At 69.1% G+C, this 21,619-nt stretch carries 18 protein-coding genes; 6 read left to right on the plus strand and 12 right to left on the minus strand.

The window, feature by feature from the left end; genetic code table 11:
* Positions 1-14: 14 nt before the first annotated feature.
* The 7 genes from ACW14X_RS05575 to ACW14X_RS05605 form a co-directional block, all read right to left on the minus strand.
* Entirely contained in the window at positions 15-1,211 is a 1,197-nt protein-coding gene (locus tag ACW14X_RS05575) for a glycosyltransferase family 8 protein (protein WP_457164975.1), read from the minus strand.
* Positions 1,212-1,542: 331 nt separating this feature from the next.
* The gene (mutM, locus tag ACW14X_RS05580; RefSeq protein ID WP_160024527.1) at positions 1,543-2,409 is read right to left on the minus strand and encodes a bifunctional DNA-formamidopyrimidine glycosylase/DNA-(apurinic or apyrimidinic site) lyase; all 867 of its coding nucleotides are present in this window, start codon (positions 2,407-2,409) and stop codon (positions 1,543-1,545) included.
* Positions 2,410-2,418: 9 nt separating this feature from the next.
* The gene (gene rnc / locus ACW14X_RS05585; protein ID WP_160029025.1) at positions 2,419-3,117 is read right to left on the minus strand and encodes a ribonuclease III; all 699 of its coding nucleotides are present in this window, start codon (positions 3,115-3,117) and stop codon (positions 2,419-2,421) included.
* A gap of 20 nt (positions 3,118-3,137) precedes the next feature.
* Complete coding sequence (rpmF, locus tag ACW14X_RS05590; RefSeq protein ID WP_008358292.1) at positions 3,138-3,323, minus strand: 50S ribosomal protein L32; 186 nt, start codon at positions 3,321-3,323, stop codon at positions 3,138-3,140.
* A gap of 66 nt (positions 3,324-3,389) precedes the next feature.
* A complete protein-coding gene (locus ACW14X_RS05595) occupies positions 3,390-3,944 on the minus strand; it encodes a YceD family protein (protein ID WP_160024528.1) in 555 nt (184 codons plus the stop codon).
* A gap of 41 nt (positions 3,945-3,985) precedes the next feature.
* Positions 3,986-5,365 carry a hypothetical protein gene (locus ACW14X_RS05600; protein WP_457164976.1) on the minus strand — a complete coding sequence of 460 codons (1,380 nt, stop codon included), beginning with the start codon at positions 5,363-5,365 and terminating at the stop codon, positions 3,986-3,988.
* On the minus strand, positions 5,317-6,336 hold the full coding sequence (locus tag ACW14X_RS05605) for a lysylphosphatidylglycerol synthase domain-containing protein (protein ID WP_457164977.1): 1,020 nt from the start codon (positions 6,334-6,336) through the stop codon (positions 5,317-5,319). The genes ACW14X_RS05600 and ACW14X_RS05605 overlap by 49 nt, the downstream gene beginning before the upstream one ends.
* A gap of 94 nt (positions 6,337-6,430) precedes the next feature.
* Here ACW14X_RS05605 and ACW14X_RS05610 point away from each other — a divergent pair, with 94 nt between their 5' ends.
* From ACW14X_RS05610 to ACW14X_RS05635, 6 genes are all read left to right on the plus strand, one after another.
* The gene (locus tag ACW14X_RS05610) at positions 6,431-7,537 is read left to right on the plus strand and encodes a glycosyltransferase family protein (RefSeq protein WP_201451072.1); all 1,107 of its coding nucleotides are present in this window, start codon (positions 6,431-6,433) and stop codon (positions 7,535-7,537) included.
* A 53-nt stretch (positions 7,538-7,590) separates the two neighbouring features.
* Positions 7,591-8,346, plus strand: a complete 756-nt coding sequence (locus tag ACW14X_RS05615) for a class I SAM-dependent methyltransferase (RefSeq protein ID WP_160024531.1) — start codon at positions 7,591-7,593, stop codon at positions 8,344-8,346.
* A gap of 106 nt (positions 8,347-8,452) precedes the next feature.
* Positions 8,453-11,233, plus strand: a complete 2,781-nt coding sequence (locus ACW14X_RS05620) for a YfhO family protein (protein WP_457164978.1) — start codon at positions 8,453-8,455, stop codon at positions 11,231-11,233.
* Between the two features lie 163 nt (positions 11,234-11,396).
* The gene (locus ACW14X_RS05625) at positions 11,397-12,221 is read left to right on the plus strand and encodes an enoyl-CoA hydratase (RefSeq protein ID WP_457164979.1); all 825 of its coding nucleotides are present in this window, start codon (positions 11,397-11,399) and stop codon (positions 12,219-12,221) included.
* A 203-nt stretch (positions 12,222-12,424) separates the two neighbouring features.
* Positions 12,425-13,480 (plus strand): glycosyltransferase family 2 protein, encoded by a 1,056-nt coding sequence (locus ACW14X_RS05630; protein WP_350718982.1) that lies wholly within the window; start codon positions 12,425-12,427, stop codon positions 13,478-13,480.
* Positions 13,477-14,451, plus strand: a complete 975-nt coding sequence (locus tag ACW14X_RS05635) for a hypothetical protein (protein WP_457164980.1) — start codon at positions 13,477-13,479, stop codon at positions 14,449-14,451. Before ACW14X_RS05630 ends, ACW14X_RS05635 begins: the two co-directional genes overlap by 4 nt.
* Here ACW14X_RS05635 and ACW14X_RS05640 read toward each other — a convergent pair.
* From ACW14X_RS05640 to coaD, 5 genes are all read right to left on the minus strand, one after another.
* Positions 14,448-16,157 carry a hypothetical protein gene (locus ACW14X_RS05640; RefSeq protein WP_457164981.1) on the minus strand — a complete coding sequence of 570 codons (1,710 nt, stop codon included), beginning with the start codon at positions 16,155-16,157 and terminating at the stop codon, positions 14,448-14,450. The two genes, ACW14X_RS05635 and ACW14X_RS05640, sit on opposite strands and share 4 nt — an antisense overlap.
* Positions 16,158-16,255: 98 nt before the next feature.
* Complete coding sequence (locus ACW14X_RS05645) at positions 16,256-17,719, minus strand: phospholipid carrier-dependent glycosyltransferase (protein ID WP_457164982.1); 1,464 nt, start codon at positions 17,717-17,719, stop codon at positions 16,256-16,258.
* Positions 17,720-18,501: 782 nt separating this feature from the next.
* Positions 18,502-20,229 carry a hypothetical protein gene (locus tag ACW14X_RS05650; protein ID WP_457164983.1) on the minus strand — a complete coding sequence of 576 codons (1,728 nt, stop codon included), beginning with the start codon at positions 20,227-20,229 and terminating at the stop codon, positions 18,502-18,504.
* Positions 20,230-20,299: 70 nt separating this feature from the next.
* Positions 20,300-20,998 carry a class I SAM-dependent methyltransferase gene (locus ACW14X_RS05655; protein WP_355230117.1) on the minus strand — a complete coding sequence of 233 codons (699 nt, stop codon included), beginning with the start codon at positions 20,996-20,998 and terminating at the stop codon, positions 20,300-20,302.
* A gap of 105 nt (positions 20,999-21,103) precedes the next feature.
* Positions 21,104-21,595, minus strand: coding sequence for a pantetheine-phosphate adenylyltransferase (coaD, locus tag ACW14X_RS05660; RefSeq protein ID WP_457164984.1), 492 nt, complete (start codon positions 21,593-21,595; stop codon positions 21,104-21,106).
* Positions 21,596-21,619: the final 24 nt, after the last annotated feature.

Consider the following 21,619-nt stretch of genomic DNA (forward strand, 5'->3'; position numbering starts at 1 on the left):
GCCGCTGCGCCGGGCTACTTCTCGATGACGCGGGCTCGGGGCTGTGACCAGCGGACATCTCGCTTGAGCGAGTTGCGGATGACGCGAGGTCCGGACGTCATCAGGGACCCGATCCTGAAGGACACCGAGCCACGGGTGTCGGCGAGCTCCTGATCCCGGCCCTGGAGCTCCTGCTCGAGGGTGACCACCCGGCTTCTCAGCCGCTTGCGGACAGCCGAGGCGGTCCCGGCGGCCTGAGCGACCGCGTCGGCGAGATAAGTGGCCACGATCTCGGCGCACATCGGGCTCATTGCCGCGTACTGCCACCATCGTTCTGCGAAGTCGGCCGAGACGTCCATCCACGGCTTCCGCTTGTCCGCGAAGTGGATGATGACCGGCGAGCTCATCGCCTCGTCGTACTCGTCACGGGACCAGACTCGCTGGACGGCCGGTCTGCTCCAGAACTCCTCGACGTTCTTGGGACCGTACTTCGTCATCAGGTTGAAGCGGAGCGGAAGATGGCGCAGGCCGTCATAGCAAACGATGTTGATGATGTCTTGATCGTCGGAGTCGAACTCCTTGGCGGAGAGCTCGAGGAACTGCTCGACCAGGCCGTCCTCACGCATCTTCTCCAGGTTCATCACCATGACACCGGAGTTGACGTAGCGGTCGAAGGACGGGATGCCCATCGCCCGGGCCGCCTCTGCTGACCGGAGGTGATAGACGGCAGCCGGCACTGCGGCGACATAGACGTCGTTCACGTCCTGCGCGTAGAGCGGCGACAGATCGCTCTCGATGACGGTGTCGACGTCGAGGTAGATGATCTTGTCGACATCCGGGAAGAGGTCAGGCAGCTTGAGCCGGAAGTACGCAGGTGCGGTCAGGTGCGAGGTGCTGACCTTGACGTCAGCGAAGCCGTCCACGACGACGAACGTGATCGTGTTGCCCGGATAACGATTTTCGAAGCTGAGGATCTGGTCCCGTACTTCCGCCGGGTACTCCTCCGCCACGAGGATCTTCAGGTCGTAGCTGGTGTCGGTCCCGGAGTTCTCCAACAAGGACGTGATCGCCACCGACATGGGCTTGGCGTAGTTGAGGTCAGCGGCCATGGCGACCGGGATGGTGCGGGTCTGCTCGGCCTGAGCATTGGCTACGCGGGGTTGCGGTAGTTCCAGATCCTGCGGGCGCGTCGTGGGCGCATGATCGGATACGGCGAGCTTGTGGGGAGCCACCTGTTGTCCTGTCGAGCTGTTGACCAACCCGATGGCGCGTGCGTGTGGTTCACGCCTGTGCCGGTACGGATGGGCCGTGGTTTGTCTTCCCCGAGATCCGGATGACCACGTCGCCACCCGGCACAACCGCCAGCCCGAACACGGCGGTGAATCGTCTGCTCCCCCCGGCCCGGGGGAAGCTGAACCCGGGACGAACGGAGATGAACGAACCAGAGATTAACCCACTGGAATCCGGTTTCCTTAACCAACGCTGAGGATCGTCGGAACTGTCACGTGCCCGCAACATTCGGGTGGTTCGAAGGGGCAGTGAACAATAGCCCAGATGGACTATCTACCCCGGGATTCGCCGGGCTCGAGGTGCCGGCTGGCAGGTGGGGCAGAAGTAGGAGGAGCGGTTCATGAAGGCGGTGCGGCGCATCGGGGCACCACACCGGTCGCAGGGCTCGCCCTCACGTCCGTACGCCGCGAGCGACCGCTCGAAGTAGCCCGACTCGCCGTTCACGTTGACGTAGAGCGCGTCGAAGGAGGTGCCGCCCTGGGCCAGCGCCTCGGTCATCACGTCGCGTACGTGGCCGAGCAGCTCGCGCACCTTCGGGCCGGTCAGCCGGTCCCCCGGCCGTTCGCCGTGCAGCTTGGCGCGCCAGAGTGCCTCGTCGGCGTAGATGTTGCCGACGCCGCTGATCACGGTCTGGTTGAGCAGGATCCGCTTGATGCCGCTGGCCGATCGCCGGACCCGCCGGACAACAGCCTCCGCGTCGAAGGCGGCCTCGAGCGGGTCGGGGGCGATGTGGACGATCTCGGGCGGGAGCTCGGCTCCCCCGGGGCTGATCGAGAGACCGCCGAACATGCGCTGGTCGACGAAGCGGAGCTCGCGACCCTCCGCGGCTCCTTCGAGGCGGATGCGGACGCGCAGGTGCCGTTCGTCGGGCGACTCCGGCGGCTGGACGAGGATCTGGCCGCTCATCCCGAGGTGGGCCATGAGGGCGTCCCCAGAGTCCAGCGGCAGCCACAGGTACTTGCCGCGGCGGCGGGCGCCGACGAGCACGCGACCCCGCAGTTCCTCGGCGAAGGCCGAGGCACCGGCGAGGTGGCGGCGTACGGGCCTGGGGTGCAGGACCTCGACGGCGAGGATCCTCGCGCCGAGTACGTGGCGCTCGAGGCCGGCGCGTACGACCTCGACCTCGGGGAGCTCAGGCAACGACTGACCTCAGGCCGAGGAGGAAGCGGAGGCCTGGATCTCGCCGTAGGCCGTCTCCGCGGCGGCCTGCTCGGCCTCCTTCTTGGAGCGGCCGACGCCGTTGCCGTAGAGCTGCTCGCCGACCCGGACCTTCGCGGTGAAGGTCTTCATGTGGTCGGGGCCCTCGTCGGTGATGACGTATTCGGGCACACCGAGGGCACGCTCGGCGGCGAGCTCCTGCAGCGAGGTCTTCCAGTCGAGCCCGGCACCGAGGTCGGAGGCCGCCTCGATGAGGGGGTCGAAGAGTCGGTGGACGAGGACGGTGGAGACCTCGATGCCACCGGAGAGGTGGACCGCTCCGATCACCGCTTCCACGGTGTCGGAGACGATCGACGCCTTCTCGCGCCCGCCGGTGGCCTCCTCGCCACGGCCCAGCTTGATGTGCTGGCCGAGGCCGATGGCCTGACCGACCTCGGCCAGGGCGCGGGCGTTCACAACTGCCGCCCGCAGCTTGGCCAGCTTGCCCTCGGGCAGGTCTGGGTGGGTGCGATAGAGGGTCTCGGTGACCACGACGCCGAGCACCGAGTCGCCCAGGAACTCCAGGCGCTCGTTGGTGGGCAGGCCACCGTTCTCGTAGGCGTAGGACCGGTGTGTCAGCGAACGCTCAAGCAGCTCGGGGTCCAGGATCGGATCCCCGAGCGCTTTGCGAAGCTCGGCGTAGTTGGTCAGGAGACTAACCGCGTGTCAGATCAGAGGACCTGGCGACGCTCGGCGCGAGCGCCGTACTGGCCGCACTCGCCGCACGCACGGTGCGGGATGTGCTTGGCGCCGCAGGCGGGGTTCGCGCACGTCACCAGGGTCGGCGCAACGGCCTTCCAGGCCGAGCGGCGGTGGCGGGTGTTGCTGCGCGACATCTTCCGCTTCGGGACAGCCACTGTTTTCTCCTCTTATTCGGCCGGTCGGATCTCGACCGGCTACTGAAGCCTAGTTACTGGCGAACTCTAGTTGCTGGGCTCATCTTTCAGCGAAGCCAGCCCCGCCCAGCGCGGGTCGACCTTGTCGCCGTGGTCGTGCCCGGGATCGTCCGCGAGCCGCGCCCCACACTCGGGGCACAGTCCCGGACAGTCGTCCTGGCACATCGGCTGGAACGGCAGTGCGAGCACCACCGCATCCCTGAGCACCGGCTCGAGGTCGATCAGATCGCCCTCGGTCCGGCTGGTCTCGTCGTCCTCATCAGGGGCCTGGCCGTCACGAGAGTCGTCGTAGACGTACAGCTCCTGGATGTCGACCTCGGCTTCGTCCTCGATCGGCTCCAGGCACCGCACGCACTCGCCCTCGAGGACAGCGAAAGCCGTCCCCGTGACCAGCACACCCTCCATGACCGCCTCGAGCCGCAGGTCGAACTCGACCGGCGAACCCTCGGGGACAGAGAGGACTTCGATACCGAGATCCGCCGGCGCCGGCACCGTCAGCTCCACGTGACGCTCGGACCCCGGGCGGCGGCCGAGCTCGCGTGTATCGAGCACGAGCGGCGCTCTCGGGTCCAGGGCAGTCATGTTTCACTTCCGGATGAGGGCACGACAGATCAGATGAGATCTTACCGGGACCGGACGACGGCGACCAAAAGGACGGTCACCACACCGGCCACGCACGCGACACCGGCGATGCCTGTCGCGACCCAGGCCGCCGACTGGAAGACCGGTGCGGTGGCCAGGTCGCCACCGGCCGGGTTCGGCGGAGCGATGTGGGCGGCGAAGACCGCGAACGCCGCCGCGGCCCAGACCGCGACCGCCGGCCCCGCAAAGCGCGGCGTGACGGTGAGCCCGAGCGCGGTGAGCAGGCTGGTCACGACGGTGAGCGGGATCAGATAGCGCCAGTACGCTCCCCCACCACCAGCCGCGTAGTTGATCTGGATCCCGATGACGACCACGGTCAGGACGAGCAGCAGCAGCGCCGTCGCCACCCGGACGGGCTCCCGCCGCGTCCGGGAGAAAGCACGGAGGCCGACGACCAGCCCGAGCACCAGCGGGGCGAGGGTGAGCACGGCGCCGATGGTGACGTGCTCCTGGAGCGCCGGCGGGATCAGCAGCTGGCGCCAGATGTCGGGGTCGGTGGCGACGTCGAGCACGGGGCGTACCTCCCGTTCGTGGAGGGGGCCGCCGGGCTTGCCGACGAGGTCGGTCTGCATGCCGGACCAGTTGCCGGTGGCACGGAAGTTGCGGATGTAGAACCACGCGTTGACGGCGACGGCGAGGAGCACGGCGACACCCAGGCGCAGGATGCCCGTCCAGTCGCGGCGCGGGCCGAACAGCCAGACCAGGCCGAGGGTCGTCGCGCACAGGCCGATGAATACGACGCCGGGGAGCCGGGTGCCGAGGGCGGCCGCGGCGTACAGACCGAAGAGCACCAGCCCGCCGGTACGGGACCCGTGGCGAAGCAGCCAGACGGTCTGGCCGACCAGAAGAGTGGCCCACAGCACGAACAGGTTGTCGTTGAAGACGACGCCGCCGAGCCGGGTCAGGGCCGGGCTGAGCGCGGTGACCAAGCCGGCCGCGACCGACACCTCGGGGCGGCTCGGGACGATCTGGCGCGTCGTCCACATCACCGCGGCCACGACGAGGCAGGTGATCACGAGGGCGATGCCGCGGGCCGCCATCCCGGCGGCGAGCAGGTGGCCGGCGTCGGTGAGCGGTCCGACCACGGGGGCCAGCATCAGGTAGAAGAGCGGTGGATGCTGGCCGGTCCAGTCGAAGGGCAGCGTGTAGCCCCAGATCTGCGGCATCCGCATCGGGTCGCCGATGCCGATCAGGGTGCCGTGCCAGAGCTGGTAGGCGTGGTCGACGTGGGCCACCTCGTCCTTGGTGCCGTAGAGCGGCGAGGAGAGCGCATAGCCGGCACACACGCCGGCGCAGGTGATGAGGTTGGCGATCAGGCCGGCGGTCCAGAGCTGTGGTGCGGTGGGCCGTGCGGTGGGCACAGACGTCTCCCGAGTGGTTCGTTGGCTGGTGACGGGGCAGATGTTGGGGCAGGTGTTGGAAGGTCGCCGTCGCGACGGGTCAGGAAGGCGGCGACGAGGGCGACGACGACGTCGGCCAGAACGGCGATCCCACGGGCCAGCAGGGCAACCAGCAGCGCCAGCCCGGGCGAGAGTACGCCGGAGAGGGCCACGACCAGGACGGCCTCGCGCAACCCGGCACCGGCCGGGAGCCCGATCGCAGCCATCCCCAGGCTGAACCCGAGCGCATAGCCGCCGACGCTGGCCAGCAACGAGGGCAGCGGGTCGCCGCCCAGGCCGACCACGACCACCCAGATCTGGAGGCCGAGCAGGAGCCAGACCACGCCCTGCAGCGCCAGCGCCGTGCCGATCCCCCGCCAGGTCGGCAGCACCTCGAGCGGCTCGCGTCGCACCAGCCGCAGCCCGGTGTCGGCCACCTTCGCGAAGACCGGTGGATGCAGGGCGACCAGGATCAGCGGCAGGAGCAGGACCGCCCACCAGTAGCGCGCGAACGTCTCCTGTCCGAGGAACGGCATCAGCAGCACCGAGACCATCACCCCGGCGCCGACCGCGATCGCCAGCACGAGAACGCCCTGGGTCAGGGACGTACGCCGCGGCACCCGCTCGGCGCGGGCGAGCTCCATCTGTCCGACGATCGTCCACACCGAGCCGGGCAGGTACTTCCCCAGCTGGCTGACGTAGAAGATCCTGGCCGCGGGCACCAGCGGCAGCGGCGAACCGAGATCGGCCAGCACCACCCGCCACATCAACAGCGCCACGCCCTGGGCGAGCACGGTCAGCAGAAAGGCGACCCCGAGCACCCACAGCGGCAGCTCCTCGAAGCCCCGCACGAGCGCGTTCCAGTTGCGGTGGACCGCGTACGCCGCCACCAGGACGACGATCGCGACGACCACCGCCTTGAGCGGCACCGCCTTCGTCCAACCTCGGCCCACGGGTCCTCCTTGGCAGCACTTTTCGGGTGCCGACATCTCAGATGCGGGGTGTGCTGCTCGATCTTTCCTTGATCACGACCCTAACGTTGAGGTGATGCACATCGTCGCCTTCGGCACCTACGACGTGGCCTCCCATCCGCGGGTCGCGGTACTCATCGAGGGCTTACGCGCCTGTGGCGCGGAGGTCACCGAGGTCAACCGGCCGCTCGGCCTGGACACCGCGGCGAGGGTGGCGATCCTGCGACAACCGTGGCGTCTTCCGCTGCTCGTGCTGCGCCTGCTGACCTGCTGGAGCGGCCTGGTCGCCGAGTCGATGCGTCGCCGTCGGCGCGGGCGTCCCGACGCCGTGCTGGTCGGCTATCTGGGCCATTTCGACGTGCACCTGGCCCGTCTCCTCCATCCGCGCTCGACCATCCTGCTCGACCACATGGTCTCGGCCGCCGGGGTGGCCACCAACCGGCGGCTGGCCGGATCCGGCGGGTTGAAGCTGCGCCTGATGAAGGCGATCGACGCGATGGCGCTGAAGCAGGCCGACGTGGTCATCGTGGACACGGTCGAGCAGCAGGAGGGGCTGCCCGAGGACGTACGCCGGCACTCGGTCGTGTGCCCGGTGGGTGCCACCAAGGAGTGGTTCGACGCGGGCGCCAAGGCGCTCGAGCGGCCGACCGAGGAGCCACTCAAGGCTGTCTTCGTCGGCCTCTTCTCCCCCACCCACGGCGCGCCGGTGATCGCCGACGCCCTCGACATCCTCGCCGACGACGAGCGGATCGAGGTGACGATGGTGGGCCAGGGCCAGCAGTACGAGGAGGCCCGGCGCCTCGCGGCCGGCAACCCGCGCGTCTCCTGGGTCGACTGGGTCGACGCCGAGGACCTGCCCGACTTCGTCGCCGGGTTCGACGTGAGCCTCGGCATCTTCGGCACCGTCCCGCAGGCACGCCGGGTGGTGCCCAACAAGGCGTTCCAGGGCGCCGCCGCCGGCGCTGTCGTCGTCACCTCCGACACCGCGCCCCAGCGGCGGATGCTGGAGAGCGCGGCCATGCTGGTCTCCCCCGGCAGCCCGGAGGAGCTCGCCTCGGCCCTGACCAAGCTCGCCGACGACCCCGACGAGGCCCAGCGCCTGCGCGAGGCCGCCTACGAGCAGGCGCGCGAGCACTACACCCCGCGGGCCGTCGCCTCCCCCATCCTCGAATGTCTTAGCTGAAGCGAAGCCCGAAGCAATCAGCCCAGTTGAACCCGACCCGACCCAGGACCCCGATGTCGCTCACCGCCACCGACCGCCCACTGCCGCCGCTCGCACCCCGCGCCTGGCTCCGCTACGACGTCGTCAGCCGGATCATCGACCGGCTGGCTCCGAGGACGGCGCTGGAGATCGGCTGCGGCCAGGGTGCCTTCGGCGCCCGCCTGGCGATGCGCGCCGACTACCTCGGGGTCGAGCCGGACGCGGACTCGTTCGCCGTAGCGTACGAGCGGATCACCTGCATGGGCGGCACGGTGCTCAACGCGATGTCCTCCGAGCTGGACTCGGGGAGGACGTACGACATGGTCTGCGCCTTCGAGGTGCTCGAGCACATCGAGGACGACAAGGGGGCGCTGGCCGAGTGGGTCACCCACATCCGCCCCGGCGGGCAGCTGGTGCTCTCGGTGCCGGCCTTCCAGGAGCGGTTCGGGCCGATGGACCGGCATGCCGGGCACTTCCGTCGCTACAGCCCCTCCGAGCTCACCGAACGGTTGGAGGAGGCCGGTCTGGGCGACGTCGACATCACCGTCTACGGCTGGCCGCTCGGCTACGCCCTGGAGGCGGTCCGTAACCGGATCGACGCCCGGAAGCTGGAGAAGGTGGGCGACCTCACACCCGAGGAGCTCACCCGGGCGACCGGGCGTACGTTCCAGCCCAGCGGCCAGCTCAAGGGGGCCGCCATCGCCCTCGCGACCAGCCCGTTCATGGCCCTGCAGCGGCTACGGCCCGACACCGGCACCGGGCTGGTGGCCGTCGCGACCAAGCGCGACTGACCCGCCGGCCGGAACGCCCGAAAGACAACTTGACCGACCTACCGCGCGCGCTACCGACGTCGGTTCCCGACTACTCATAGATTTTCGGCCTGTGCCCTCCCCTGTTGTGACTGGATCCGATCGGTGGCGCTCAGGCGTCGTCCTGGCACTTCTCGTCCTCTTCGTCGCGGTGACCTTCGGTCCCGCGCTCGTGGGTCAGGGCATGCTGCTGGACACCGGATGGCTGCACGCGATGATGCCGTACGCCGCCGACGGCCCGATTCCGCAAGGGACGCTGTGGTGCCGCGGGGACACCTGGGACTACTACCTGCCCGGCGTCGAGAACATCGTCGAGGGCGCACGCCACGGCAACTGGCAGACCTGGGCGCCGTACGAGGTGGGCGGCGCGCCGCTGGCCTCGCTGCCGAACCATGCGGTGCTGAGCCCGGTCTCGTGGCCCTACTGGGTGATGCCGTTGTGGCTGGCGCCGGCCTGGGTGAAGCTGACCGAGCTGGTCCTGGTGCTGGCCGGGATGGTGCTGTTCCTCGGCCGGCTCGGGGTGCGGCGCAGCATCGCGCTGGTCGCCGGCCTGGTCTTCTTCACCTCCGGGTTCATGATGATGTGGACCAACTGGCCGCACACCAAGGTCGCCTGCCTGATCCCGCTGCTGCTGTGGGCTCTGGACCGTGCGGTGCGCGAGCGCGGCGCGGGCGACCTCGCCGCCGTCGGCCTGGTCGTCGCCGCGATGCTGCTCGGCGGGTTCCCGGCGGTGACGATGTTCGCGCTGACCCTGGGCGGGATCTACGTGGTCGTCCGGGCGCTGGCGCTGCGGGACGTGCGGCGCACGCTGGTCGCGGGCGGCATCGCCGCAGGCGGGGTCGGGCTCGGCGTCGCGCTCTCCGCGGTCCAGGTGCTCCCCTTCGCGCTCAACATGAGCGCTCTCGGGCTCGACGGGCGGGTCCCCAACCAGGTCAAGCCGGCCAGTCTCGTGCTGACGACGGTTGCCCCTGACGTCTACGGCACCTGCGTCGACGGGCTCTGGTTCGGCGAGGACAACCCGATCGAGTCGATCTCGTTCATCGGCGTCGCGGCGCTGATCCTGGTCCTGTGCGCCCTGATCGTCAGGCTCCCCGGCGGCCGCCGCCCCTCGACGCCCGCTCTGCTCGCGGTCGTACTTGCCGCGGTCGTCTGGCTGCTGTGGGTCGGCGGGCTGCCGCTCGAGCTGCTGCAGAAGCTGCCCGGCTACAGCTCCAACAGCTTCGGGCGGGCGAACTCGGTCTTCGGGTTCCTGTGCGCGGTGCTGGCCGGGATCGGGCTGGAGCGCCTCGTCCAGCGGGCCGAGGTGTCGCGGACTGCCGACGAGGAGGGTCGGTCCTGGTGTCCGCGTCTGGTCGTGTCGCTGCTCGTGCTGCTGGCGGCCGCCGGGGTGGCTGCGTACTTCCTGTACGCGGCGTACGTCTACATCGACGGCGCCCCGGGGCCGATCCCCGACGTCGCCGCGAAGCTGCGGGTGCCGGCGCTGCTGGGAGTGGTCTCGGTCCTCGCGGTGGCGGCGACGCTGCTGCTGCGGGGCCGGCTGCGGCTGCTGGGCCCGCTGGTCCTCGTCCTGGCGGTGCTCGCGCAGAGCACGATGTTCGCGCGGGAGGTGCTGCCGCTCACCGACCGCGACGAGTTCTACCCGGTCACGCCGGCCCACGAGTTCCTGAAGAAGAACCTCGGAGAGGAGCGCTACGGCGCCTCGAGCTGGGAGCACACGGCCGTCGCCGACCACTACCGGCTGCGTACGCCGACGGGCCATGAGTTCACCTCGGCGGAGTGGAAGTCGCTGATCGCCGCGGTCAGCCCGGACGCCCAGCTGTCCCCGACCTACAGCGACTTCCCCGCCAACGTACCCACCCCGGGGCGTCAACCGGTGCTCGACCAGCTCTCGGTCCGCTACTGGGTGACCCAGCCGATGGAGGTCATCGGGGTCTCCTCGCCGACACCGGTGCCGGGCGCGCAACGGCAGCCGCTCACCGTGATGCCCGGCCAGCAGGCGACCTGCCAGGTCCCGCAGGGCGACCTGCGTGGCATCGAGGTCACCGTGCCTGACGGCCTGAAGCCCCGGGCGCAGACGCCGACGGTCGTCCGGGTGAGCGTCGGGACCGGCGCCGAGAAGGTCACCTCCAAGCGGGCCATCGCCGTCAACCGGCCGCTCAAGCGCGGGGAGAGGCTGCGCGTCGCGATCCCCGACCACCGCTTCGCGTCCGGTCCGGTGCCGGTCACCATCTCGTTCGCGGGGAAGCGGAAACCGGTCCAGCTGGCCGGCCGTACCGACGGTTCCGCGGTCTGCGCTGCGGTCCGTCCGGAGAAGGGCGACGGCCTGCGCGTCGTGCACACCTCGGCCGGCGCGGTCGTCTACGAGCGCGCGAGCGCGCTTCCCCGGATCCGCTGGGCAGGGAGCAGCGAGGTCGTGACGGACGGGCCCACGCGGGTGCGACGGCTGACCGAGGGCGTCGCCCCCGGCACGGTGCTCCTCGACGACGACTCGACGCCGGCCGCGTCCGGCTCGACCGCCGAGGTGGACGTACGCCGCGACGAGGCCGAGACGATCTCCTCCGAGGTCACCGCGGACGGAGCCGGCTACCTGGTCGTCGCCGACTCGATCGCCCGCCCGGGCTGGTCGGCGACGGTCGACGGCCGACCGGTGGACCTGGTCGTCGGCAACCACGCCTTCGCTGCCGTGCCCGTCCCCGGCGGAACCCACACGGTCACCCTCCGCTATGAGGCGCCCGGCCTGCGGGCCGGGGCGGTGATCTCCGCAGTCGGCGCTCTCGGTCTTCTTGCCCTCCTGGTCATCCCGACCGTGTTCCGCAGGTGGCGGCGAAGCAGGAACGACTCCGCGACCCCTCAGGACACCAGCATCTAGAACGCGTTCCACCCAGCGACACCGCGGGCGTGACACCGGTCCGCGGACGTACCAAGGTCTCGCTCATGGCTGCTCAGATCGCCGGCGAGGCGCGCTGTACGTACGCCGAGATGGATGGCCGGGAGATCTCCAACGCCCTCTGCGGCGAGAAGGTGAGCTGACCATGCCGTACGTCACGGTCGACCGCCCGGCCGACGGCGTCGCGGTCCTCACCCTGGACCGTCCCGAGCGGATGAACGCGATGTCGTTCGACGTGATGGTGCCGGTGCGCGACCATCTGGTCGAGATCGGCCACGACAACAGCGTCCGAGCGATCGTGATCACCGGCGCCGGCCGTGCCTTCTGTGCAGGCGCGGACCAGGAGTCGGCCGGGCGGCCGCCGCACACCGAGGGGCTCGCCCGACCGGGCTATGCGTTGCGGTCGCTGGATCTCCTGGAGGACGTGATCGGGACGATCCGCCGCCTGCACCAACCGGTCATCGCAGCGGTCAACGGTGCGGCCATCGGGGGCGGGCTCTGCCTGGCTCTCGCCTGCGACATCAGGATCGCCTCCACCGCGGCGTACTTCCGTGCGGCCGGTATCAACAACGGCCTCACCGCGAGCGAGCTCGGGCTCAGCTATCCGCTGCCGCGGGCGGTCGGCTCCAGCCACGCGGCGGATCTGATGTTCACCGGCCGCGACCTGAGCGCTGAGGAGGCCGCCCGCATCGGGCTCGTCTCGCGTCTGGCCGACCCGGTGCTCGAGGAGGCCGTCGCGATCGGGACGCGGATCGCGGAACTCTCCCAGCCGGGCATCGAGCTGACCAAGAAGTCGCTCCATGCCGGGATCGCAGCCGGTTCGATGGAGAGCTACATGCCGATCGAAGGCATCGGCCAGCTCTACCTACGCCTGCTCACCGACAACTTCGAGGAAGCCACGCGCGCCCGCAAGGAGGGTCGGCCGGCACGCTTCCGCGACGACCTTCCCCGACCTCAGGACCGTCCCTAGCCCACCGATCCACCCGGCTCGCGGGCGACGGAGCGGACACGGCGTAGACCGGTGTTGAACACCAGGTTGCCTTAGCACATACGCCGGATGACACCCGCGAGGGGCCGTCGGGCCGCGGAATCCACGCGGTAATGTGGCAGTTCAGAAGCCCCTCATCTGCGCCGAATTCCGTGTTCGGTCCCACTACTTGCCCTGAGGTCCCTGTGAAGCTTGTCGTTCAAGTCCCCTGCCTCAACGAGGAGGAGACGCTCCCGTCCGTGCTGGAGTCGATTCCGAAGCAGATCCCCGGAATCGACGAGATCGTGATCCTGATCGTCGATGACGGGTGCACGGACCGGACGGTCGAGGTGGCCAAGGAGCACGGCGTGCGCGAGTTCGTGCACCACTCCCGCAACCAGGGGCTCGGCCGTTCCTTCCACGACGGGGTCGTTCGCGCGCTCGAGCTGGGCGCCGACATCGTGGTCAACACCGATGGCGACAACCAGTACCCGCAGGACCGGATCGCCGACCTGGTCCAGCCGATCATCAACGGCCAGGCCGACATCGTCATCGGCGACCGGCAGGTCGACCGGATCGAGCACTTCTCCGGGCTGAAGAAGAAGCTGCAGAAGGTCGGCTCCAAGGTGGTCAACATGGCCGCCGAGACCGACCTGCCCGACGCGGCCAGCGGCTTCCGCGCCTACTCGCGCGAGTCGCTGATGCTGCTCAACACCGTGACCCGCTTCTCCTACTGCATGGAGACGATCATCCAGGCGGGCAACAAGCGGATGAAGATCGCCTCGGTGCCGATCGAGACCAACGCCAAGACGCGCGAGTCGCGGCTGTTCAAGTCGATGCCGGAGCACATCATGAAGTCGGGAGCGGCGATCGTGCGCTCCTACATGATGTACAAGCCGTACGCCATCTTCGTCTGGCTCACCGCCTTCTTCTTCGTCCTCGGGGCGATCCCGTTCTTCCGCTACCTCGTGCTGTGGCTGAGCGGCGACAACGGCAACCACATCCAGTCGCTGCTGCTCGGCGGCGTGCTGATCAACCTGGCCTTCATGTCCGCGATGCTCGGCGTGATCTCCGACCTGATCCGCACCAACCGAGTGCTCATCGAGGACGACCTGGAGCACACCAAGAAGGCTCGCTTCGGCAAGTCCGGCACCGAGATGCTCCGCGACCAGACCTCGGTCGCCGAGTTCGACCTGCCGCACACACCGCGCGCGAGCAAGTCATCTGCCCAGTCCGGCGAGACGTGGACGACCAGCCTGTGACAGCGACCCACTCCGACCCGGTCTCCGCCACGGGGGCCGGGTCGTCGGCTACCCCCAGCCCCGCGAGGCCCAGTCTGAAGAAGCGGCTGCTCAAGATCGGGCTCGCCCTCGCCGTCGTGCTCGGCGGCGCGTATCTGGTCTGGCGTCAGCGTGCCGACCTGGCCATCGCGGTCCAGGAGCTGAGCCTCGGCCGCGTCGCGATCGCCGGGTTCCTGGCGATCGTCGGCACCATGCTGATCGCCCAGATCTGGGTCGCCATCCTGCACGGGATGGGCATCCGGCCGTCGCTGCGCGACTCCCACTCGGTCTTCTACGTCTCCCAGCTGGGCAAGTACCTGCCCGGCTCGGTGTGGCCGGTCGTCGCGCAGATGCAGTTCGGGCTGCGCTGGGGCGTCGCCCGCCGGACGATGCTCGGTGCCAACATCCTCTTCATGGGCGTCGTCGTCGCCAGCGGCATCGGCGTCGGCGCGCTCCTGCTCCCCTGGTCGTCCTCCGAGGGCCTCGACCGCTACTGGTGGCTGCTGCTTCTGCTGGTGCCGCTGGCCGTCTGCCTGCACCCGCGTGTCGTCCCGGGCGTGCTCGACTGGCTCTTCGCCCGGCTCGGCCGGGAACCCCTCAACGTACGCCTCACCGCGCGGGGACTCTTCACCGCGATCGGCTGGGCGGTGCTCGCCTGGGTCGCCTTCGGCCTCCACCTGGCCGTGATGATGCAGTCGTACGCCTCGATCGGGCTGCTCGAGGTCGCGGCCGCGACCGGTGGGATGGCCCTGGCGTGGGCCGCGGGGATCGCGTTCATCCCCGCCCCTGCCGGCGCGGGGATCCGTGAGGGGCTGCTCGCCCTCACCCTCGGCCCGATCATCGGGGTCCCCGAGGCGCTCACCGTGGCGCTCGCCTCCCGTGTCCTCCTGCTCATCGCCGACGTGCTGCTGGCTGCTCTGGGGGCGGTTGTCGGGCGGCGTACGTCGGCCTAAGGGGTAGGCAGAGGCACCGAGGTCCTGGTGCCGTCGGGCTCGACCGTGACGCTCCGCTTCTCGAACGGCTCGAGGGAGCGGTGAGCCCAGATGCGGATGCGCTGATGATCCTTCGCAATCCAGATCTCGGCACAGGGCTCATAGCCCTTCTCGACCGCGGCTTCCACCCAGCCGCCGGGTGCCATCGCGGTCATCTGCAGCACCGCCGGGACCTCTCCGCTCTCCATCATCGCCGTCAGCTGCTTCTGGTTGCGGTCGAAGTCGTAGTGGAAGAGGTAGAACGGAGTCGGGTTCTCGATGTCGAGGGCGTCGTACATCGACAGGTGGTTGCCCAGCACGAAGGCGGTGCGCCCGCCCTTCAGGCACCGTGTCATCTCGGGCCGTACCGCGTCCGCCCAGGCATCGGCGGCCTCGATCTGACGACTGTCCCGGCTCAGGTCGTCGACGTGCTCGACGGCTGAAGCGAGGGGGACCGCCGCCAGGACGAGGCAGGCACCCGCCGAGACGGGGATCAACCTCGCCGGCAGCCTCGTAGCGATCATCATGACGCCGACAACGAGCACGAGGATGACCGGCCCGATCAGGCTGTGGGCACCGAACCCGAAGGCGAGAGCCGCACCGACCCACGCTGCTCCGGCCGCGAGCCCCACGATCGCGGTCACCACCTTCCAGACGGACATCGGTGTCGGCCGGCCCGGCAACGAGACCTGGTCCCTGCGGTCATACGCGTCGCAGAGGACGAACACCAGAGCCGCGAACAGCAGGGCGCTCACGGTCTCGGTGTGCCCGGGGCCGGGACGCCGGATCGGGATGGTCGCGAGAAGCAGAGCGCACAACGCGAGGAACCGTGTCGGCTCGCTCGCCAGACGCCACACGACCGGCACGAAGATCAGCAGCAGGAGGAACGGGTAGACGGCCACGATGAGATAGCCCTCTCCGTCCGACGGCACGAAGAAGGGCCAGCCGAAGTGTTTCGGGAACTGCTGGGTCTGACCGAGGATGACCTGGCGGTTGAGCTCGCCGAGGCTCATCCCGTATCCGATCCGGTAGAAGAGCACCTCCGAGACGAATCCGGCCAGGATTCCGACGGCGAGGGCGACACTTCGTGCCAATCTGTCCCGCAGCGGCGCCTGGTCCCGCCCGATGAGCTCGTACAGTCCAGCCGCGCCGGTGAGCAGGATCGCCAGCTCGACGTGCTGCCAGAAGAGGGCCGCAGGGACGAGCACCCGCACCACCAACCCCCAGCGTCCGGAATCGAGCCGGCCTCCCGGCAGGAGGAGGAACACGAAGACGACCGGTAGGACGTACTTCACCTGTGCGGGCGACGCGAGGGTCAGGACGGCCAGCGCCATGGCGGCCATCGCAGCCGGATGCAGGCGTCTGCGCAGGCCGATCGCCGCCACGAGGACAGCCGACAGGGTCACTGCGAAGAAGCGCCCCAGGAGGAACTCCCACCACAGCGGGTCGCCGCCGGCCAGCCGGTAGACCAGGCTGTTCACCCACCAGGACCCGGCGTTCCAGCCGTGCTGGAAGTCGACCAGCGGAATCGCACCCTCGGCGGTGAGCTTGCCCAGGTAGTACTGCGCTCCCCTGTCCCCGGTCAACGGCTCCATCTGCGCGGTCAGGGTGTAGGCGGCCTGTACGACGGCGACGACAACGATCACAGCGAAGGTGGCCCATCTGACCAAGCCGATGGGTTCACGCACTCGGTGCTCGTGCGATGGGTTCGCCGTCGCGGCCGACGCATCGGGCATGGTCCGAAGGTACGCGCTGCGGCAGGCTCCCGCAGGTGGATCGCCGGGACCTAGGTCATGGAGCGATGCTGAGGCTCCTGGTGCTGGCGCATCGCCTGCGCTTCGCGGCTGCTGCCGGCGGCGTACATCCTGGGCGGCCGCGCCGCGAGGCAGACGGCGGTCACGCCGCACACGATCCCCACGGCGACCACGAGTCCGGCACCCCGGGCGTCGGAGTTCGGAAGCCGGCCCGCGTAGGTCACCGAGTTGATGAACCAGCCGAAGATGAGCAGGGCGTAGACGCCCAGCACGGGCGTGATCACGGCCGCCGCGAGCCGGCTCCGTGACTCGCGCGAGCCGGCCGGGATCAGGTCGACGATCGCCAAGATGCCGACGGCGAGCACCGTGGCCAGCAGGGGCATGAGCGGCATCAGGTAGCGGTCGTTCGGGTTCCCGCCGCCCGCGACGAAGCCGACCAGGTTCGCCAGGACGAGCGCTGCGTGAGCTGCGAGCAGCAGCCATCCGGCCGCTGTCGAGGGCTCGTCCGTGGGTCGGGTGGTGCTGCGGCGGACGAGCAGGGCGAGAAGGCCGAGCACCGCGACGACGGCGAGCACATCGGCGCCCGTCGCATATCCCTCGGCGAGCAGCGGCGCCCACAGGCGCTCGTACCAGTCCACCCAGAGCGAGCCGTCCGTCACGACCTGCCACCAATTGCCGTTCGGCTCCCGGTCGAACTTGTCCAGCAGTGCCTCGGAGGCGGTCGGGTCGCCGTAGAGGACGATGTTGCGGACGTAGAACCATCCGGTGGCGAGCGCCGGAACGCCGGTGGCCACGGCCGAGGCCCCCAGAGCCCGGATCACGCCGCGACGCGAGGGGTCCCGCAGCACCAGAGCCACCGCGATGGCAGCGCCGCACAGGACGACGGTCAGCACCCCAGGAGCCTTCGCCCCTGCCGCGGCGGCCCCGGCCAGCGCGACCAGTGTCAGGCGCCCCGGCGACAGGCCGCGGCTCAGGATCCGGATCGCGGCCAGCAGGGTCAGCGATGACGCCGCGACCGCGACCCCGTCGTTGGCGATGTGCCCGCCGGCGGTCACCAGTACGGCACACGACGCGCTGATCCCGGTGGCCAAGAACGCGACCGCCGCCCGCCGGGTCACCTCGAAGGCGATCAGGCCCACCAGCAGCACGCACAGCGCGGAGCCGACGGCATTGATCAGGCGCATCCCGACGATCATCACCTGGGGTGCGTCGAGAGCCCCGGCCGCGGCCACGAACGGCAGCGACATCAGGTAGTAGAGCGGAGGATGGTTGGCGGTCCAGATGTGGCGGTGCGGCTCGTCCCCCATGGTGTCCAGCCCCGCCACGACCTGGGGATACCGACGGACATCGGTCGTCACGGGCGTGTCGATCGTCGGCAGCCGTCCCGAGGCGAGCTCCACCGCGTAGCCGGCGTTCGGCCCCTCGTCGCGGGTCTGGTACTGCAGCGCCCGGGTCAGGGCGACATAGCTGCTCAGGCTCAGGGCGAAAAACGCCATCAGTACCATCGCCGCCAGCAGCCGTCTTGGAAGACGTACGTCGGTGGGGTCCTCGTGTGTGGAGTGGAGCATTCGGGACCTTCGGATGGGGCTTGCGGGCTTTTGGTGAGCCTATGTCGGTTCTCTGGTGATCTTCTGCTCTTGGTGCGTGTCTTTTTGGGTGGCTCTTGTCTTCGGGCGTACGCGGGGTTTTCTTGTGTTTTTTCGGCTGTTGTACGGGGCTGGTCTTGGGCCGCCGACCCGTTTTCGAGAGTGTTCTCGACCTGCCCCGGAGTCAAGGACGGCCTGCGGCCGCCGGCTGACGCCGGTCGCCTTCGGCGATCCTTGACACCGGACCATGTCGAGAAAAAACTTGGCTGGCTATCGGGGCGGCGGCCCGGGTGTGGCCACGGCACAGGCACTCACGGCGGGTGACCGCTCCACTCCTAGATCAGACATGGGTCTCCGCGTGGAAGAAAATTTTCTTCCACGCACCAACCCCACCCCGGGCCAGGCCCCTCTGAGGCGAACGAAAATTCGTTCGCCTCGCCGGAAGGAAAATTCCTTCCGGCGATCGGCCCACCCCAGATCCCAAGCCCCTACCCAGCCCAAACCGCTGCGCCACACCCTTGCCGCCGACCCGATAGCCAGCCAAAATTCTCGGCGACGTCCGGTGTCAAGGATCGCCGAAGGCGACCGGCGTCAGCCGGCGGCCGAAGGCCGTCCTTTACTCCGGACGGCGGCGAGAACACCCTCCAAGAACGGGTCGGCGGCAAACCCCAACCACAAGAACACGGCACCCCTCAGCGCGTCGCCACGATCTCCCCACCCCGAACACTCAGATCCCTCTGCTCAACCCTCCCCCGAGACTTGTGAGTCCAGATCGTCACAGTCGTCGCCTGCTTCTCGATCCTCACGACCGAGCACGGCACATAGTTCGCACGGATGGCATCGGTGAGCCACGGCTGCGGCGTGTGCAGCGGCATGGTCTCGATGATGACCGGGATCGAGCCGTCCTCGAGCTGAGGCACCAGCACGTCCTCGTACTGCGCGAAGTCGTAGTGGAACAGGTAGTAGGGCGTCGGGTTGGTGATCTCGAGGGTGTCGTAGAGCTCCAGATAGTTGGGCATCACCAGCGCCTCGCGGGTGCCACCGCTGCAGCGTTCGTACTCCGGGCCCGCCCAGCGGGTGATCGCGTCGGTCACCTGGAACGACTTCGCGTCGCGGCGCATGTCGTTGAGATGGTCGACGGAGGCGAGAGCGGGTACGCAGCCGAGCACGACCAGCGCGCCGGCGGAGACAGCCGCAACGGCACCACGCAGGAACGTCGATCCGAGGACTGCACCCGCGACCGCCAAGGCCACGAGCAGTACGGCGCCGGCCATGCTCTGCAGGCCGAAGCCGATCCAGAGGGTCGCGGCAGCCCACAGAGCGCCGGCCGCGGCGAGCGGTAGCGCGATCGCCGGCGCTCTCACCCCAGCCGCGAGGGACGTACGGCGCTCGTAGAGCTCGGCCACCGCCAGGACGACGGCGAGGAGGACGAGGGCTGAGACGGTGGTGGTGTGGGGGTTGTCGACGCGCCGGATCGGGACGACGACGAGGACCAGGCCGGCCAGCGCAACCAGCCGGGTGGAGTCCGAGATCCGCTGCCACACCAGCGGCACGAAGGGGATCAGCAGCGCGAACGGGTAGAGCGCCAGGATGAAGAAGCGCCCCGACTCGGTCGGCAGGTCGAAGAAGTTCCACACGGCGTACTGCGAACCCTCGTGCGTCTCGGTCTGCCCGAGGATCACCTGCCGGTTGAAGTCGGCGAAGGAGAGCCCCCACACGAGCTTGTACGCCACCGCTTGGACGACCAGCCCGAGCACGAATCCCCCAGCCAGCTGAACACAGTTGAGGATCCGGGTGCGCCAGGACGCCAAGCGTCGGGCGAACAGCTCGAAGAGCCCCGAGGCGCCGGTGAGGAGCACGGCCAGCTCGACGTACTGCCAGAAGACGAGGGCCGGGAGGAGGACCCGCGCGGCCGCGGCCAGGCGTGGGCGTGACTCGAGCCAACCGGTGGGCAGCAGGACGAAGACCCACAGCAGGCAGATCGTGTACTTGATGTGCAACGGGGTGGCCAGCAGGAGCACCCCGAGTGCGAGCGCGATCATCACGGCCGGGTGCAGCCGCAGACGGAGGCCGATCGCGGCGGCGAGGACCGCTCCGAGGCCGGCACCGAGCAGGCGGCCCCAGAGGAAGTACCAGACCGTCGGGCTGCCGCCCGCGATCGCGTAGAGCGCCGCGTTGACCCAGAACGAGCCGGCGTTCCAGCCGTGCTCGAAGTCGACCAGCGGGATCGCGCCGTGGGCGGTGATCTCGGCCAGGTGATACTGCGCGCCGAAGTCCTGGGTCAGGAACGAGCCGTTCTGGGCGCCGACCGAGTAGGCCGCCCAGACCAGCGCCACGACACAGACCCCGGCGAACGTCGCCCACCTGATGATCCCGACCGGCTCGGTGTGATCAGTTCTCGAGTCCCCAGGTGACGCCATGACGGCGACCCTATGAGAGCGGGCGCCCGGCGTGGATGATCCACGCCGGGCGCCCGTGATGACGTGGGTCTCAGCCCTTCGTCAGGACCGAGGTGCGCTCCGGGTAGGGCAGAGTCGGGGTGAGACCGGCGTGGATGGTCTCCTTCATCCCCGAGGCGGCGATGGCCTCGACGTAGCGCTTGCGACGGCTGTTGTCGAAGACGATGATCCCGCCGGGAGCCAGCCGGTCCTTGGCCTTCTCCAGGCACGCCTCACGGGCACGCCCGTCGATCACCACGAGGTCGAACTCGCCGTCGACGTCGTCGATGGAGTTGACGTACGCCTCGAAGTCGAGGCCCGCGTGGCCCTCCTTCTGCGAGGGTACGACGGGGTTGTCGCTGGCGACCGGCTCGATGACCCGCAGCGAGATCTTCTCCTCGCCGGCCAGCTCGGCCTGCATCATCTCGCCGAAACCCTTGTGGTGCTCGACGGAGTGGATCTCGTCGGCGCGGCGGGAGAGCCAGATGGTGGAGGCGCCGGAGCCGTACTCATAGATCCGGATCGGGCGCTCACGCTCGCTCAGCCAGGCGTCGACCGCGGCGATCGCGTCGTAGGTCCACCACGGCACGTCCAGCTTCGCCATCGCCAGTGAGTCGTAGACCTTGGTGAGCGAGTGGGCCCAGTGACGCCAGCGCTGCTCGACCGGCGGCGCGGTCTCCTTCGCGAGTCCCGTCTTCGTCAGCCCGCGACCGACGGCCTTGAGGGAAGCGGCATAAGACTGCTTGGCCAAGGAAAGCGGGGAACGGCCTGAGGTGGACATTGATCTCCAGGGAAAGGGATTGTCGGGGTAGCCCAAAGGAACTGCCCAGTAGACGATACCGGCGAACGGTCCCCCTTACTCGGAACGTTCTGCCAAACGCTTGGTGAGTCGTGCGAGAACATCCGGCGGCAGGAAAGCCGACACATCCCCACCGAAATGGGCCATCTCCTTGATCAGCGAGGAGGAGACCGCCGCCCAGCGCGGGTCGTTGAGCAGGAAGACGGTCTCGACGCCGGTCATGTGGGCGTTCATCTGCGCCATCGGCGCCTCGTACTCCAGGTCGGGCGCCCCGCGGAGCCCCTTCACGATCGCCTGGGCGTCGATCTCGACGCAGAAGTCGGTGACCAGACCCGTGAACGCCTGGACCCGTACGTTGCCCAGCGGAGCGGTCACCTCGGTGATCATCTCCATCCGCTCCTCGGGTGTGAACAGGCGCTTCGACTTCGACGGGTTGACCCCGACGGCGACGACGACCTCGTCGAAGATCGCCGAGGCGCGAGTGAAGATGTCGAGGTGGCCGAACGTGGGCGGGTCGAACGAACCCGGGCACACCGCACGACGCGTCATTGTTTCTTCTCCCATTCGATCAGT

Source organism: Nocardioides sp. YJ-D4 (assembly GCF_054031495.1).